18 protein-coding genes and 1 other annotated feature are annotated in these 14,726 nt (G+C 34.2%); of the genes, 6 read left to right on the plus strand and 12 right to left on the minus strand.

What is annotated here, in order from left to right; genetic code table 11:
- Positions 1 to 203: 203 nt before the first annotated feature.
- The 3 genes from ASU02_RS23645 to ASU02_RS23655 form a co-directional block, all read right to left on the minus strand.
- Complete coding sequence (locus tag ASU02_RS23645; protein ID WP_057767884.1) at positions 204 to 647, minus strand: NUDIX hydrolase; 444 nt, start codon at positions 645 to 647, stop codon at positions 204 to 206.
- 126 nt (positions 648 to 773) lie between these two features.
- Positions 774 to 1,226, minus strand: a complete 453-nt coding sequence (locus tag ASU02_RS23650) for a GyrI-like domain-containing protein (protein WP_198317486.1) — start codon at positions 1,224 to 1,226, stop codon at positions 774 to 776.
- A gap of 232 nt (positions 1,227 to 1,458) precedes the next feature.
- Positions 1,459 to 2,034 (minus strand): nucleotidyltransferase family protein, encoded by a 576-nt coding sequence (locus ASU02_RS23655; RefSeq protein ID WP_057767885.1) that lies wholly within the window; start codon positions 2,032 to 2,034, stop codon positions 1,459 to 1,461.
- A gap of 164 nt (positions 2,035 to 2,198) precedes the next feature.
- Here ASU02_RS23655 and ASU02_RS23660 point away from each other — a divergent pair, with 164 nt between their 5' ends.
- Positions 2,199 to 2,663 (plus strand): hypothetical protein, encoded by a 465-nt coding sequence (locus ASU02_RS23660; protein WP_057767886.1) that lies wholly within the window; start codon positions 2,199 to 2,201, stop codon positions 2,661 to 2,663.
- Between the two features lie 141 nt (positions 2,664 to 2,804).
- Here the strand turns inward: ASU02_RS23660 and ASU02_RS23665 are convergent, their stop codons facing one another.
- Positions 2,805 to 4,364, minus strand: coding sequence for a glycoside hydrolase family 10 protein (locus tag ASU02_RS23665; RefSeq protein WP_057767887.1), 1,560 nt, complete (start codon positions 4,362 to 4,364; stop codon positions 2,805 to 2,807).
- A 424-nt stretch (positions 4,365 to 4,788) separates the two neighbouring features.
- Here ASU02_RS23665 and ASU02_RS23670 point away from each other — a divergent pair, with 424 nt between their 5' ends.
- Positions 4,789 to 4,977 (plus strand): DUF4177 domain-containing protein, encoded by a 189-nt coding sequence (locus ASU02_RS23670; RefSeq protein WP_057767888.1) that lies wholly within the window; start codon positions 4,789 to 4,791, stop codon positions 4,975 to 4,977.
- Between the two features lie 31 nt (positions 4,978 to 5,008).
- Here the strand turns inward: ASU02_RS23670 and ASU02_RS23675 are convergent, their stop codons facing one another.
- Positions 5,009 to 5,569, minus strand: a complete 561-nt coding sequence (locus tag ASU02_RS23675; protein ID WP_057767889.1) for a CBO0543 family protein — start codon at positions 5,567 to 5,569, stop codon at positions 5,009 to 5,011.
- Positions 5,570 to 6,088: 519 nt separating this feature from the next.
- Between ASU02_RS23675 and ASU02_RS23680 the strand changes: the two genes are divergently transcribed.
- On the plus strand, positions 6,089 to 6,625 hold the full coding sequence (locus ASU02_RS23680) for a hypothetical protein (RefSeq protein ID WP_057767890.1): 537 nt from the start codon (positions 6,089 to 6,091) through the stop codon (positions 6,623 to 6,625).
- Between the two features lie 198 nt (positions 6,626 to 6,823).
- Here the strand turns inward: ASU02_RS23680 and lysS are convergent, their stop codons facing one another.
- From lysS to ASU02_RS23700, 3 genes are all read right to left on the minus strand, one after another.
- Complete coding sequence (lysS, locus tag ASU02_RS23685) at positions 6,824 to 8,284, minus strand: lysine--tRNA ligase (protein WP_057767891.1); 1,461 nt, start codon at positions 8,282 to 8,284, stop codon at positions 6,824 to 6,826.
- 91 nt (positions 8,285 to 8,375) lie between these two features.
- Positions 8,376 to 8,642: a binding site (T-box leader), on the minus strand.
- Between the two features lie 94 nt (positions 8,643 to 8,736).
- A complete protein-coding gene (locus ASU02_RS23690) occupies positions 8,737 to 9,096 on the minus strand; it encodes a VOC family protein (RefSeq protein WP_057767892.1) in 360 nt (119 codons plus the stop codon).
- 700 nt (positions 9,097 to 9,796) lie between these two features.
- Positions 9,797 to 10,168 carry a YunG family protein gene (locus tag ASU02_RS23700; RefSeq protein ID WP_057767894.1) on the minus strand — a complete coding sequence of 124 codons (372 nt, stop codon included), beginning with the start codon at positions 10,166 to 10,168 and terminating at the stop codon, positions 9,797 to 9,799.
- A 257-nt stretch (positions 10,169 to 10,425) separates the two neighbouring features.
- Here ASU02_RS23700 and ASU02_RS23705 point away from each other — a divergent pair, with 257 nt between their 5' ends.
- Positions 10,426 to 10,755, plus strand: a complete 330-nt coding sequence (locus ASU02_RS23705) for a potassium channel family protein (RefSeq protein ID WP_057767895.1) — start codon at positions 10,426 to 10,428, stop codon at positions 10,753 to 10,755.
- Positions 10,756 to 10,852: 97 nt separating this feature from the next.
- On the opposite strand, the gene ASU02_RS23710 is transcribed toward ASU02_RS23705, so the two are convergent.
- The gene (locus tag ASU02_RS23710; protein WP_157684561.1) at positions 10,853 to 11,077 is read right to left on the minus strand and encodes a glucosaminidase domain-containing protein; all 225 of its coding nucleotides are present in this window, start codon (positions 11,075 to 11,077) and stop codon (positions 10,853 to 10,855) included.
- Positions 11,078 to 11,297: 220 nt separating this feature from the next.
- On the opposite strand from ASU02_RS23710, the gene ASU02_RS26150 reads away from it, so the two are divergent.
- A complete protein-coding gene (locus ASU02_RS26150) occupies positions 11,298 to 11,396 on the plus strand; it encodes a DUF2164 family protein (RefSeq protein ID WP_332307663.1) in 99 nt (32 codons plus the stop codon).
- A 78-nt stretch (positions 11,397 to 11,474) separates the two neighbouring features.
- On the opposite strand, the gene ASU02_RS27285 is transcribed toward ASU02_RS26150, so the two are convergent.
- Positions 11,475 to 12,296, minus strand: coding sequence for an N-acetylmuramoyl-L-alanine amidase (locus tag ASU02_RS27285; protein ID WP_408607309.1), 822 nt, complete (start codon positions 12,294 to 12,296; stop codon positions 11,475 to 11,477).
- A 315-nt stretch (positions 12,297 to 12,611) separates the two neighbouring features.
- Between ASU02_RS27285 and ASU02_RS23720 the strand changes: the two genes are divergently transcribed.
- A complete protein-coding gene (locus tag ASU02_RS23720; protein WP_057767898.1) occupies positions 12,612 to 14,366 on the plus strand; it encodes a B12-binding domain-containing radical SAM protein in 1,755 nt (584 codons plus the stop codon).
- A 33-nt stretch (positions 14,367 to 14,399) separates the two neighbouring features.
- Here the strand turns inward: ASU02_RS23720 and ASU02_RS27290 are convergent, their stop codons facing one another.
- Both ASU02_RS27290 and ASU02_RS26760 read right to left on the minus strand, forming a co-directional pair.
- Positions 14,400 to 14,534, minus strand: a complete 135-nt coding sequence (locus ASU02_RS27290; protein ID WP_269746011.1) for a hypothetical protein — start codon at positions 14,532 to 14,534, stop codon at positions 14,400 to 14,402.
- Positions 14,534 to 14,695: a hypothetical protein gene (locus ASU02_RS26760; RefSeq protein ID WP_165571574.1), complete on the minus strand. Its 162-nt coding sequence runs from the start codon at positions 14,693 to 14,695 to the stop codon at positions 14,534 to 14,536. The genes ASU02_RS27290 and ASU02_RS26760 overlap by 1 nt, the downstream gene beginning before the upstream one ends.
- Between the last annotated feature and the right edge of the window lie 31 nt (positions 14,696 to 14,726).

Raw genomic sequence — 14,726 nt, forward strand, 5'->3', positions numbered from 1 at the left:
TATTGTTCTATTTCTATTTTAAAACAAAAAAGACTGTAGGCAAACTCGATTTTCATCGAGTTTGTCTACAGTCTGAGAACCTATTTTGAATAAATAGGTTCTTTTTCTTATATTTTGAATATAGATTTAATAAATTTAGTCATGATTAGCAGCCCAGCTTCACAAACAAGACTCCGAGCGTACCTAAACCCACAATAAAATGATTAAGAAGAATATTGTTTAATTAAATTTTTAATAAGAGGATTAAGTTTTTCAGGTAATTCATTGACCTTAAAAAATTTCACTTCAGTTGTTTCTTGCCCATCTGCTTTTAAGATTCCACTTTTAATTTCTTTTGTAACAAATGCAATGGTAACAGGGTAGAATTCATCCCCATTCTGCAGTTTAACATGATACTGCTTCCCCGAAAAAACTCCTACTAAATCAAGATTGCCAATTTCAATTCCTGTTTCTTCTAAAACCTCTCTTCTGCCAGCTTCCTCGGCAGATTCACCTAATTCCATAAACCCTCCCGGAACTCCCCAAACTCCGTCACTTCTCTTTTGTAAAAGGAATTCACCAATCTCATTTATTACCGAAACCGCCACTCCAACTAATATAAGAGGCTGATTCCCAACCAAATTTCGTAACCCCTCGATATATCCCATCATAACCCCCAGAAAACGAATCATTAATTGGACTTAGTAATTAAACATTTTAAGTTCATACTCTCTTAATCCACTAATTTCATTAGAAAAACGTTTCTAATTTTTCTTGAAACACATCAATAGATTTTACTTGATCGTGTCTAACAGCTCTACATCAACTTTTTCGGTTTCCTTCCAATCATAAAATTTTTCAATATGCCATTTATGTTTTAGTCTTGTGTAGTTGTTCTCTTCAATCCATTTATGTAAAAGATCATACGTTTCCATTATTTTGTAGTTAGGACCAACATGTCTTGCCGCTGCATATCTTTGTGGTGGTACTGTTATTGTTATCATATCAGCTGGAATATCCTCAAACTCTTTTACTTCAACACCAACCCAATACCCATCTTCCTCAGCAATTTTGTTTTCTACAAAAAATGCACCAAACTGCTGTATTGGGTTTACAACTTGTTTAATTTCGTTCATTCTCTCGCTTAAATGTAATGATGCCTTGGGAATTTCCACAATATATTGGTCGCCAGAACACAAAACTCGAAACCCTACTAACTTTATTTCAGCAAGCTCTTTAATAGTCATATTCTGCATGATTATTTCCGACACCTTCATCCCCCTTTCATTTCCGATATTTTACAATTTCTACAAATGATACTCGGATCCCTTCTTTTTCTATAAATCTGCTCCACTTAGTGAATATAAAAAAAGGTGACCTGGTCACCTTACTCTATACAAATTGTACTCTTTCACCAAAGTACGTTGCTTCGCAATTTACATGTATTAATTCACTACCTTACTCCATCTCCAAAGCATTTCACCATGGAATAACTGTAAGTTTTGGCCACTTCTTCTGCCATTTTATCGCTTTATTATGATAGATTTCACGTGTAATCATACGCTTATTAGGTCTGACTATCATGGAAAACAGATCATCCAGATTGTAAGGTGCATAAATATTGAATAAATCATTTTGCTCTTTTCTAATACCTATTGAAGTAGCTGTTGTTGGCCAACTATGTATTGCGTCTTCGAGTGATACATAGGGCTGAATTGAAAAGCCAAACTTTTTCTCATACCACAGATGAACTCTTGCTTGATTTTTAACATCTAATTGAAAGGGAAAATCTCCAATTTTATCAGCCAAGTAGCCAGTAAATTTTTGTTCACTTCTTAAGCTTAAATCTTTATTATCAAAATATACGACATCTACATCAGATATTCCGTAAGTTAGAGGATAGCCAGATAGATGGTTCCAAATAGTGTTTGTAATGCACCCTGCACCAATGTAATAATTAAAAGGGAGATTTGATTCTTTTAGTATTTCGCATAATCTTTTCAATTGGTAATTGGTACTTATAATCTCTACTACTTGCTTCTCATTTTTGTTCACGCAGACCCACCTCGGTCTTTCACAATAGATTTCAAAATCATATTCCACAATAAAACTTTTCACCCATGTGTTTCGTAAGTCAATGTTCTTGTAAATATTTGAATGAACAACTATATATAGGTTTATTGGAGATTTATGTACTCCGGGAAGGAGGTAACTAAAGGATGGGATTCTCACTTATTGGCTTTATAATCGTAATTAGTATTTTAATACCAAATTTTCTATTTATTGCATTCCCGCCACAAAACATACCCAAAGAGATAAAAGATCCCGCTTTAATTTTTACGATTGCAGAGCGAATTGGACAAGGAAGCTGTATGTTGTTATTAGTTATTTCCGAAACAAATTTTGAAGAAACTAATATAAATATTTGTTTTTTCCTGATGATTGCTTGCATTAGCTTTTACTATTTTCTATGGATTAGATATTTTGTTCAAGGCAGAACCTATTCTACTGCATATAAATCTCTTGGATTTATTCCAGTACCAATGGCTATCTTTCCGGTATTAGCATTTGGCTTTGCGGCAATTTGGGGAAAATCGATTTGGCTTGGAATATCAGTAATTATACTTGCATTTGGTCATATTACTAATAGCTGGATAATATATCAATACACCAAACAAAATTAAAGAATATACTTTAACTATCATCTTCTTCAATTTGATGCGCTTATAGCAAACTCCATACTGACATTTCCGGAAAGCCGATTAAGTAATTCGAAAAAAAACCTTCTTAGCTCATTACAATCAAGAAGGTTTCAGTTATTATTTTTATTGTACAATTACAATATTACTTGGTTCACTTTCGTTATGAAGGCGATCTAAAGATGTAATTAGATACGTATATTTCTTTCCAGCTTCAGCCGTCTTATCAAGAAATATTTGCTCTTTACCTGTTTTTCGTATCGACTTTACTAAACGGACTGATTCTTCAATGCTTTCCTTACTATCCCCTTCTAATCGATAAATTGCAAAGTATGTAGAGTCTTGATTTAAAGGATGGTCTTCAATAAAAAGTTCAGTGCCATTCATAGTACGTGCAGCACTCTTAAGATATGGCTGCTGAGGTGCAATATTATCAAGCCAAGGCATCGTTGGAATTAACGCTGGTTGCTTATAAAGGTCATTGGTTAAGTGATTTTTTATGCCAAGTGGATTTCTATTTAAATCTTTCATACTGAAATGCATACTGCCCATCACTGTATCATATTGACGATTTAGGTTCATTTGTTTTGGATATTCTTCACGGTTTTTCCATGCTAAGCTAGCATCATTATTAATTTTATAGGCTGCTTGTCCAATATATAGGTGAATTGGTTTACCCTTCGTCTCTTTAACCCACCAGTCTAGTAAAATATCATATGCTGCTGGCTTATAGCCAATATTCCAATAGATTTGCGGAGTAATATAATCGATATAACCTTTGCGTATCCACTCTCTTGTATCGGCATATAAATCATCATAATTGCTTAAACCAGCTGTTGTTTTAGAACCTGTCGAATCTTTTGCAATGTTTCTCCAAACTCCGAATGGACTAATCCCGAATTTAACATAGGATTTTTCCTTTTTAATTGCCATATTCAAATCTCGTACTAGCTGGTTTACATTATCTCGACGCCAATCAGCTACAGTTTTAAATTTCCCCTTTCCATATTTCTTAAATTCAGCAGAATCGGGAAAATCCTTTCCTTTTACTTTATAAGGATAGAAATAGTCATCCATATGAACACCATCAATATCGTAGTTCTTAACAACCTCTAAAATTCCATCAATAATAAATTTTTTTACTTCTGGAACTCCAGGATTATAGTAGAGCTTTCCGCCATATGATTTAACCCAATTTTGATGTTTTCTAGCAGGATGATCTGCTGATAACCGTTTAATATTCGTGTGATTCATGGAAATTCTGTATGGGTTGAACCAAGCATGAAATTCGAGATTACGCTTATGTGCCTCATCAATCATAAATGCTAGCGGGTCATAGCCAGGGTTTTTCCCTTGTGTCCCTGTTAAATATTCTGACCACGGACCATATTTACTAGGATAAAATGCATCTGCCGTTGGTTTAACTTGGACGACAACTGCATTCATTCCCATTTTCTCTGCTTCGTCTAATAGTTTCGTAAACTCTTTTTTTTGTTTTTCTATTGATAGTCCTTTTTTTGAAGGCCAATCAATATTAGTTACCGAAGCAATCCAAACAGCTCTAAGTTCTCTTTCATTGTATTCTGTAAGTGTTTCTGCCTGTCCGGATTTAGGATATTGTAGAAATGCAGTCCCCATTAATACTAGAAAAAGCAAAACAAATACAGCCGGTTTTAATATTTTCATTCCTCGTCCTCCTCGTGAAGTAGTACTCTATGACACTCTAATTTTCACAAGTATTGGAAGTATAGTCAATTATTATATGAATGAAATTATTTTTTACCGTATTTTATATAATTAAGAAGCACAAAAAATTCGTGGGGTTTTCTATGACAACTCAAGTTCAAACTGACAGCCTGTTATGTACAAGACTTACTAAAGAACGATTAGCATGTTATGCAAAAGTCAATTTATGCAACTAGACTTGTTCTCTAGGCTCTAGCTTAATTCTTACCTTTTTGCAAAAATTATGGTGTAGTATTTCATTGAAGGTTGAGATATTAAAGAATTTCTATCATGGTTCTTCATGAGAAATGATGATAATTGAGCTTTATGAAACTATTTAGCCTAGTCCAACGTAGTAGAATCAAGAAATAAAGGAGTGATGCACATGTATGAATACAAGTTTGTCGAAGTTGCAGTTGGCACATTTAGTAAATATCCGAAAGAAGATTACCATGAGATTGTTCATGAACACTCACGCGAAGGGTGGAGGCTTCATCAAATTCTAACTCCTCCCTTTGCATCAGGCGGCCAAGCAATCACAATGGAGCTAATATTTGAAAGGAAACTTAGATAAAATAGGCTAACGAATAAGCCTGCATTATTTTCTATTTGCCCCCAATCATTTCAAAGCTTTTCCTCCTGCTAAACCAATGACCGATTAAGAACAGAGCTGTAAAAATAAAAAAAGAATAGGTATATGCCCAGTCCACTTTATTATATAGATCAAGCATAGACATAATGGGCATACCTACAAAAGCACCAAATGCTCCAAACCCAAGTGCCTTAAAGAATGGATTGAGGTGTGATTTATATTGAATTAAAAACATAATTGTCACGGGAATGACTGAATTTCTGAAGGAATAGCTTATCGTTGGTAACGGAATCACTTTAACTGGATAGGTCCATTTGCCAAAATCAACTCCTATTCCATCTAGGTATGTTGATAATAACATTATAATAAATCCAACAAACAAGAGTCTTGCGGAACTTTCCCTTTTTCGGAAAATTGCCCAAAGGAACCATGGTACAACTAACATGGCTAACGCTATCCACCAGCTCCAAGTGAATAGGAAAGCATTCATTGTCGCATCAACAATTAATTCGTTTGCATCAACAATAGTTTTATTCGCTTTTTCTACCTGCTTTAACCCTTCTTGAAATGTCATACTTTCCACACCCTTTTTATTCCTTCATACTCACCACTTAATATTTGACATGGTTTTAATTTTATTCTTAAATTAATGGGCTGATTAAAGATTTCAGCTGTTCCCTCTAGCTAAAAGCCTCAAATCACTCTTCTGGCTCTAACTCCAGTAATCCACTCCAATAGCCCAGTGATATCATGAAAAAAAAGTCCTTGTTTGCACAATCCTTTTGCTAGGCTCCGAAATAATAAAATTCAATAAAGTTTCTTTCTACAAAGGTTTAAGTCACCCCTATCTTTATAATTAAGGAAGAAAATAGCACATTCCATTTTATTTGTTCAGCCAGTTGAGTGATCGTCTTCAAATAAGCTTTCATACTTTTGGAAATTATCAATGAGACAATCAATCACTTATTGGTGATCTTACATTTTTTTACAGTATAGACTTTTATTCATTTTGTCATTTCGAGTTCTCCTATGTATTTTTGACTATCACACTTTTTCCAAATGTTGTATAATAACGCAAGGAGTGTGATAGTAATTGCAAGCAAAGATTAAAAGGCAAGATTTTAATTCAATAACAGATGCTGATCTCAGTACAAAATGCTTTGAACCGCTTATTAAGCATTACAAGAAGAGAATGGCAGAACAAACAGATTCTACTCAGATGAAGGAACAATTTTACGAGGAACTAACGGAAGGCCAAAGGGCATTATTTATGTTTTATGCTTACTACATTCATGTAAGTAAATCATCTATTGAATTCTTTTGGTGGAGCGCTTATTTTATCGCACAACCTAAAAGCTGGTCAGCAATTAAAGCAGCATTAAAATTTTTTGAAGATACCAACATGCTTATACTCCTAGAAAAAATTGAACTGATTCTTAAACAACACCAATTCCCAGAAACATTAGAATCCTTTACAATTACACGTGAGGATTTAGCAAATAACAAAGAACTTTACGCAACCATTCAATCTCTATATAGCGTATTTGAAGATACATCCCCTCTAACTATTAAAAACATTAATAACATCATTGAAAAAAACTTAAAAGACTTTGTTGAAATAGAAGATTAGTTTTTTGATATTTCTGCTATTTAAAGCAAAAAGGCTCTCCTAATTCATTAATATGCTCTAACCGGCTTTGATTTAGTTCGTATCTGCCTTCTCTCATTCCTATCGCAAATCCTGCATATGAATAAATATCCTTTGCTCTCCTTCTTTTATTCTTTAGTGATTGCAGTTTAATAAAGAAGGAGAGTGTTTAAGAGAGTACTACAATTTTCTTGTCAAAGGAAAAGACACACAATCTTTAATTGTTTCACAATTAGTCAGGACCATTAGCAAACGTTCAATCCCAAAACCCCAACCCGAGATGGGTGGCATTCCATATTCCATTGCCGTTAAATAGTCTTCATCCATCTCCATTGCCTCCGCATCTCCGTTATTTTTTAAGGATGCTTGTTCCTCTAATCTTCTTCTTTGCTCAATTGGGTCCACCAATTCTGAATAAGCATTTATGATCTCTGCCCCATTTACAATTAATTGAAAGCGATCAGTTATAGCTGGGTTTTTATCATTCGCTCGAGCAAGTGGAGATAAATCAATGGGATGCTGAATCAAAAAAGTAGGCGTAATTATTTGTGGTCTGCACACTTTCTTATAAAGAAGATCGATGAAGTTCCCTCTTCCTAATAATTCAATATCTAAATGGTCCAAATTAATATTTCTATTCTTCGTTTCTTGGAATAAATCCTTTACCTCAGGAAAAAGATCTATATCGATGCCTGTGTCTTTAAAAATCACATCCCTAAATGAAACAATGTTCCAGTCTAATGAAAAATCAACTATTTGGCCTCCTATATCAATTTTTGTGGTTTGAAATGTATCTTCAAGGATATACAGCATCATTTCGCGCATTAGTTTCATTGTATCCTCATAATTCCAGTACGCAGCATATCCTTCCACCATGGTAAATTCCTGCAGATGTTGAGGACTGATTCCTTCATTTCTAAAACATTTTGCAAATTCAAATACCCTCGTAAAACCACCTACAATTAATCTCTTCAAATAAGTTTCAGGAGCAATTCGTAAATGTAGTTCGATACCTAAAGAATTGTGATAGGTCTTAAAAGGCATTGCAATTGCACCTGATGAGGTTTGTTGTAAAACAGGCGTTTCTACTTCAAAAAAATGATGGTCTTCAAAGAAGTTGCGAATCGAACGAACTAATTTTGTCCTTGTTATTAAGCGCATTTTAGTTTCTTTTGTCATCATCATATCCAAGTAACGCTGACGGTATCGGCTTTCAACATTGCTTAGTCCGTGCCATTTCTCAGGGAGAGGACGCAATGCCTTTCCAAGAAAGACATAATTCTTTACACGAAGTGTCTTCTCATTAGTCTTGGTTGTGTACATCTGCCCTTCCACTCCGATAAAATCTCCGATGTCAAACCAATGATAGAATTGTGTGTAAAGTGACCCACCGATTTCATCCTTTTTCAAAAGAAGCTGCAGAGTCCCTTCGATGTTTGAGATCGTTATAAAACGTAAATGACTAAAGTTTCTAATAGACATGATTCTTCCTGCGATTCGTACACCATCCACCCCATCCTCAAGATGTACCGCTTCATTAAGGTTATAATTTACTGAAAAACTTTCTGGATATACTGACATCCCATCCGATTTCATCATTTCTAATTTCTCTCTTCTTCGGATTGTTTGATCATTTGCCATTTTACTTCACTCCAATCTCCTATTGTTTATCTGACTATTTATGTTAAATAATTCTTAAAAACAAAAAACTCCCACCCCCAAGACGATTTGTCTTGAGGACGAGAGTTATAACTTCGTGGTACCACCTCAGTTTATTGATATGTTGCCACATCAACCTCTTCAGGTACGCCAATTCATGTATTGGGTATACCCTATCTCTTTAACGGGAGATCCCGTCGCATCATCACTAAGAATTTAATCTTAGATCCATCACGAAGCTCCAAGTCTTTGTTCATTAAGATTTTTATTACTCCTTCCCACCAACTGGAGCTCTCTGAAAATAAACAATCAAAATTACTCTTCTTTTCATCGCTTTATTACCAATATTTAATAATTAGAAATCATTTTATTTGAAATAGTCAATTAAGTCAATGTGTATTTTATCATCCAAGAAATTTACTGTATATGTTACGTTATTCTTTGAAATAACAAACTTCTAACTCATTCCCTTCTATATCTTGAAATTTAAACCATTTAACTTGTCCATCTTCATTAATCGATCCCACATTTACATTGTTTTGAAGGAGAAGCTGTTGTGCACTTTCTATATCAGCAGTATAGAAATTAAATGATATATTTGCGTTTTTAGGAGGCTCTGTCTTTGAACGAACTAATGTTAATGCAGTTTCTCCAATATTTAGAGCAGCGTACCCGCCTTTATCATCTTTCCAGCGAAGTGTAAATCCTAGTACATCACAATACCATTTGATAGTCCCATCAAAGTCATTTACTTGTAAAAAAACAGTATCAATTCTTTTAAATAATGTCGACATTCATACCAACTCCTAAATAATCATATATTTTTATATATTTTACATTTTTTATTTTTTTCCTTTTTTTTAATTGATATAATTTGATTTTCATAGGAAAGGATGAGTAAATTGTTGTCGGATAATTTTTACCTAGTTAACACCTTTTTCATTTATAATAAATAATACCTTCTTTTCATAAAAATGCTTTTATCCTAATACACTTAATACTAAATCATTGAAAGGGTGATTATTTTGAGTGAATTTATCGTTTGTAATGAATGTGGAGAACTAGCTAGTTTTGAGAATATGGCCTATATAAACAACGAGCCAATTTGTCCCTCCTGTTGCGACAAAGGAGCTTACGCACTACACCCTATTGATGGTGAGTAGAGGGGAAACCCTCTTTTTATTTTGAATATTTAATATTTTATAATTTTAACCTATACAAAAGCAATTACTAGGAATAATATGTAAGTATGGGGTGAAATTTGTTTGAAAAAGGTATTTGGTTTTATTCTATTAGTCTTCATATTTATTTCTTTGCTTACCGGAAAATTAGATTTAGGTTTAACAATCTGTTATGCTGCAATCTTTATATCTAACACCTATCAAGCAATCGAATGTTATCACGAAAAAAATCGAAAACAAACTATTTTTCATTTAATTATTGCAACAGGCTTCTTTTACTTTTTTATTCATTCATTGCTACAGTTCCATTGGGTTAGTTGATGTCTTCCTGCGATACTAGGATTAATTCTTCTACCCTTTGTTTTAAATATGTATATTGTTTTGGATTGGTATCCAAAAAAGCCTCATCCCTATTGGATTTACTATCTTTATAATTAATTTCCTCTCTAAATTGAGATTTAGTAAAATCATAACGCTTTCCATCGATACTGTTGTAGAAGTGCCATCCACCTGACAACTTGGTTTTCAATATTTCTCCGCCGAAAATATCGTTTACCACTAATGCCGTTACCCCGCATTGCCCCTTTGCAGGATTATCCTCAGTCCATTTAGAACTTGATTGAATGGACCAAGATTGGAATAAGAAATACAGCAAATTATCTAATTCATCATTTTTTGCAGGCATATATATCCCCCTCTCTTTTCCTTTATATATAGTAAACAAATTATTAAAACACAAAAGTAACGAAACTTTTGGACAATCGATGAATGAACCCTTCTAATTTTATGATAGCTATGCTTACATCTTTCAATCCTTAATGCATTGCATCAAAACCTCCAACTATCATTTTTCCATCTAAGAATGTATAGTTAAACTAACATAATTTACAACACTAGTTTAACTTATTTATATGCTATGGCAGAGAGGATTTCAATACGGCAATGATCTCATTTATTCTTACACTGAAACGTTTGCTAAAAGCCTTATGGCATGCTTTTAAAATGAAAAACTTCCAGGTTTTATTTGTACTCGTTTTGGTAGTGTTACTTTCAGGAACTATTTTCTATGTTAAGCAGGAAGGTCTATCTGTAGTTGACTCGATATACTTTTGCATAGCCACGTTAAGTACAGTTGGTCATCCAAGCTTTACACCACAGACAACTTTAGGAAAAGTGTTTACAATGATTTATATTGTTGGCGGAACCGGATTATTTATTAGTTTAATCGGCTACCTTGCTTATGCAATGATAATGGAATCTAAAAATGAGTAAATTCAAGATAAATCCGATATCTTCTGAATGAATAAAGCTGTCTGTCACAACCTATTGTGTAGACAGCCTCGTTTCTATAACTTAAGATAGCATCTTTTTACCCATTTAATTTTTTTATTTCTTCAACCCGTTTGGCAATTTGTTCCACCTTTTCATCCCTTTCCTTAATAGGTATTGAATCATCTTCAAATAGCTTATACTTTTCAATTAGTTCAATTAGTTTTTGTGGATAGTTTGGATCCGTTGCATACCCACACTCCCAAATAATCCTGCAAGCTTCCTTATACTCTAATACACCCCAAAGGGGCATATATTGAGGCATCTAAAAAAAACACACTGCTTTATAATCTACACACGCTTCCCAGCTCTGAAACTTATAAAAGGCAGCAGTTCCCTCAATCCGTTGGCCATTTTTAAAATTCTTAGTCTTTTTATAGTAAACATCTCCTTTCTGGGTCGAGTTTACCTTTAATCAAAAAGAGATATTTGCTTTTACAGCAAGTTCAGATTTACCAAAATCACTTTCCAGTATTGCTTGTGCAATGGTAAATTTCATTAAGGATTCTCTTGCACCGCACTTCTATAATGCAGCTGTACTGGATGTCAAACGGTTGGTTGAACAGCAATTTTCTTCACCTTGATGATGAAATCTTAACATTTGAACGTCCTTTAAAATAGGTAAAAAAGTAGTCCCTCTCGTTATTGAAAGGGACCTTTTGTTATTGATAAAATTCATTCGCCTTCTTTAACAAGGCCTTTGACGGAGTTTCATATTTGATATAGCCGTCTATTTTAGTAATCCAGTGATTATCCCCTACATCGTATTGTCCAAAATAAAGATCATCATAACCATAGACTCTGTAAACCTCACCAGGCTGTAAAATCCTAACGAAAAAAAGCTGATCATTCGCATCGCGTTTCCATAAGTTGATTCTTTTTAAAATTCTGATGCGGCCAATTTGTTCTTTATGCAATTCCAATCCGTCCCACATTGGGGGTTTTGGTTCTTTTTCCTGTAGATTAAAGGCACGTACCAAACCATTCACATGCCCGAGAGCTATCCTTTCAATATAGGATTGCTGTTTTAATTTAGCTGCATCAGATGGATGATCAATAAATCCGTTTTCTGTTAAAATTGAAGGCATTTTGCTTTCTCTTATCATATGAAAATTAGCTTTCTTTTTTCCCCGATCTTGAAAGTCAACTTCCTTTTTTATTTCTGCATGAATCACATTTTGATACTTTACCGCATCTGAACTAGCAGTCGGATAAATGTAATCTTCAAACCCCGTACCACCGCCTGAATTAATATGGACTGACAATAGATAATCAGCTCGCCAAGAATTTGCGGCATCTGTTCTCTGAGTTAGTGAAAGCGTTTCGTCCCCTTCACGGCTAAGTTTAACTTGAACATTTTCGTATTCATTTAGTATATCTCTAATATTTTTTGAAATTTGCAGTGTAAGGTTCTTTTCTTGAAGGCCATTTCCGACTGCCCCCGAGTCTATTCCGCCATGTCCCGGATCAATAAAGAATTTCACCAACTGAAACCCTCCTTATCCCATATTAAATTAATTATTATTTTCCTTATTTATCAATGTTCTTTTCTACTACCTTAAATTTTTTCGGCCTTTATTTCATGTATTTTCTATTTTAAAAATACATGAATCCTCTTTCAATTGGCTGCTCTCTTTATTAACATATTCCATTGAGATTCCTTCCGTTCTTCTATATTATCTAAACAATTAGCCTTTCCACAGCTTTATTGCTTATAATTGACTTTTTTCTACCCAAATTGTCAACAATGGGTTATAATAGTAAGTTGATGTTTTTATTACTCTTAAAGGAGTTCTTTTATGAAGATTATTTGTTCCACACTAAACGCAAAATACATCCATACAAATATTGCCATCCGCTATTTGAAAGCATTTGCTGAGCCAGAGTTTAATATTGAACTTGCGGAATATACAATCAAAGATCCAATTATGAATATAGTGACCGATCTAATTAGAAAGAAGCCTGCTATTATTGGCTTTAGCTGTTATATTTGGAATATTGAAGAGACAATTAAAGTCGTAAAAATGATAAAAAAAATTGATCCGGCTATTCAAATTATAGTAGGCGGTCCCGAGGTATCCTATGATGTTTTTGTGTGGATGGAGAACATTAAGGAATTTGACTTCATTGCTATTGGTGAAGGAGAAGAAACATTTAAACAATTGCTTACCGAGCTAAATGGAGATAAGCAAATGGAGAATGTTCACGGAATTGCTTTCCGGCAAGAAGGGCAAATAAAAATAAATCCTCAAAGAAATAAACTTGATCTGCGAGAGCTTCCTTCACCATTCAGATTCAAAGAGGATATTCCTCATTTAAGCAAGAGAGTGATTTATATTGAGACAAGCCGCGGCTGCCCATTTAGCTGTCAATTCTGCCTTTCATCCATTGAAGTAGGTGTACGTTATTTCGACAGGGAGAAGGTTAAGGAAGACATTCGTTATTTAATGCAAAATGGAGCAAAAACGATTAAATTTGTTGACCGAACCTTTAATATTAGCAGAAGTTATGCAATGGAAATGTTCCGGTTCCTGATTGATGAGCATTTGCCTGGAACCGTATTTCAATTTGAAATCACAGCAGATATTATGCGGCCAGAGGTAATCGAATTTTTAAATCAGGAGGCTCCTCCGGGATTATTCCGCTTTGAAATTGGAGTGCAATCAACAAATGATTATACAAATGAGCTTGTAATGAGGAAACAGAACTTCGAGAAGCTCTCCCGCACGGTTACGATGGTAAAGGAAGGCGGTAAGATTGATCAGCATCTCGATTTAATAGCCGGTCTTCCTGAAGAGGATTATCATTCATTTAGGAAAACTTTCAACGATGTATTTGCAATGAGACCAGAAGAATTACAGTTAGGGTTTCTTAAGTTATTAAGAGGGACTGGTCTCAGATTACGTGCGGAAGACCATAAATATATTTATATGGATCATTCCCCATATGAAATGCTCGGAAATAATGTTCTTTCATTTGATGATATTATTCGAATTAAGCAAGTAGAAGATGTTCTTGAAAAATATTGGAATGATCATCGAATGGATTTTACCATTGAATATCTTGTCACAAATACCTTCCCTTCTCCATTCGATTTCTTTCAAGACTTCGGAAGCTTTTGGGAACAAAAGGGCTGGTCAAGAATTGGACACCAGCTAGAAGACTTATTCAAACGTTTGTATGAGTTTCTTGAGACAAGGGATATTGAAGACCTTGATGTAATAGAAGGATTAATGAAATATGATTACTTATCTAGGCAAAAGTACAAACCTAGAAAGCCATGGTGGGGACCAAGTGCAAGTTACGATAAGGGAGAGAGATCTGTCATCTATCAAAGTATTATTCAGTCTCCAAACCAATTTGGTCAAAATTTTGTTAATCTGGGGCTTACTGAGAAAGATTTATTTAAACATACCCTTATTGAGAAGCTTACTTTTGATTTGGATAAATATTTTTCAGAAGGCACGATTGAAAAAAGAGGAACGACTATTCTAACCTATTTTGATTCAAACCCAGAAAAAACGATGATATATTCTACACTTGAAAAGGGATAATAATACAAAACCGGCTTTATTAGCCGGTTTTAATTATTTCTTCTTCTTCTTTTTATCTTCATTCATGAAAGGGATCTCATATTGCTTACTTGCATTCATATCACCAAATTCATTGCCGAATTCCACATTTGCAGCAGCGTTTTTTTGCTTTTGGATTTTTTTACCCACTACGATCTTCCCTTTCTTCCCTGCTTAGAATTTCGATTAGCACCTTTCATTGGGTTATCCCCTTGACTAAACTCTGCAGAAAACTCCGATTCTGCAACATTTTTCTTTGGTGTTTTGCTATATTTTTCTACAGCATCGAATTGTGCTTTTCTTTTTGCCAAGATTTACGCCTCCTTTATCATGAATTCCTTT

This window comes from Cytobacillus praedii (assembly GCF_001439605.1).
Taxonomy (GTDB): domain Bacteria; phylum Bacillota; class Bacilli; order Bacillales; family Cytobacillaceae; genus Cytobacillus; species Cytobacillus praedii.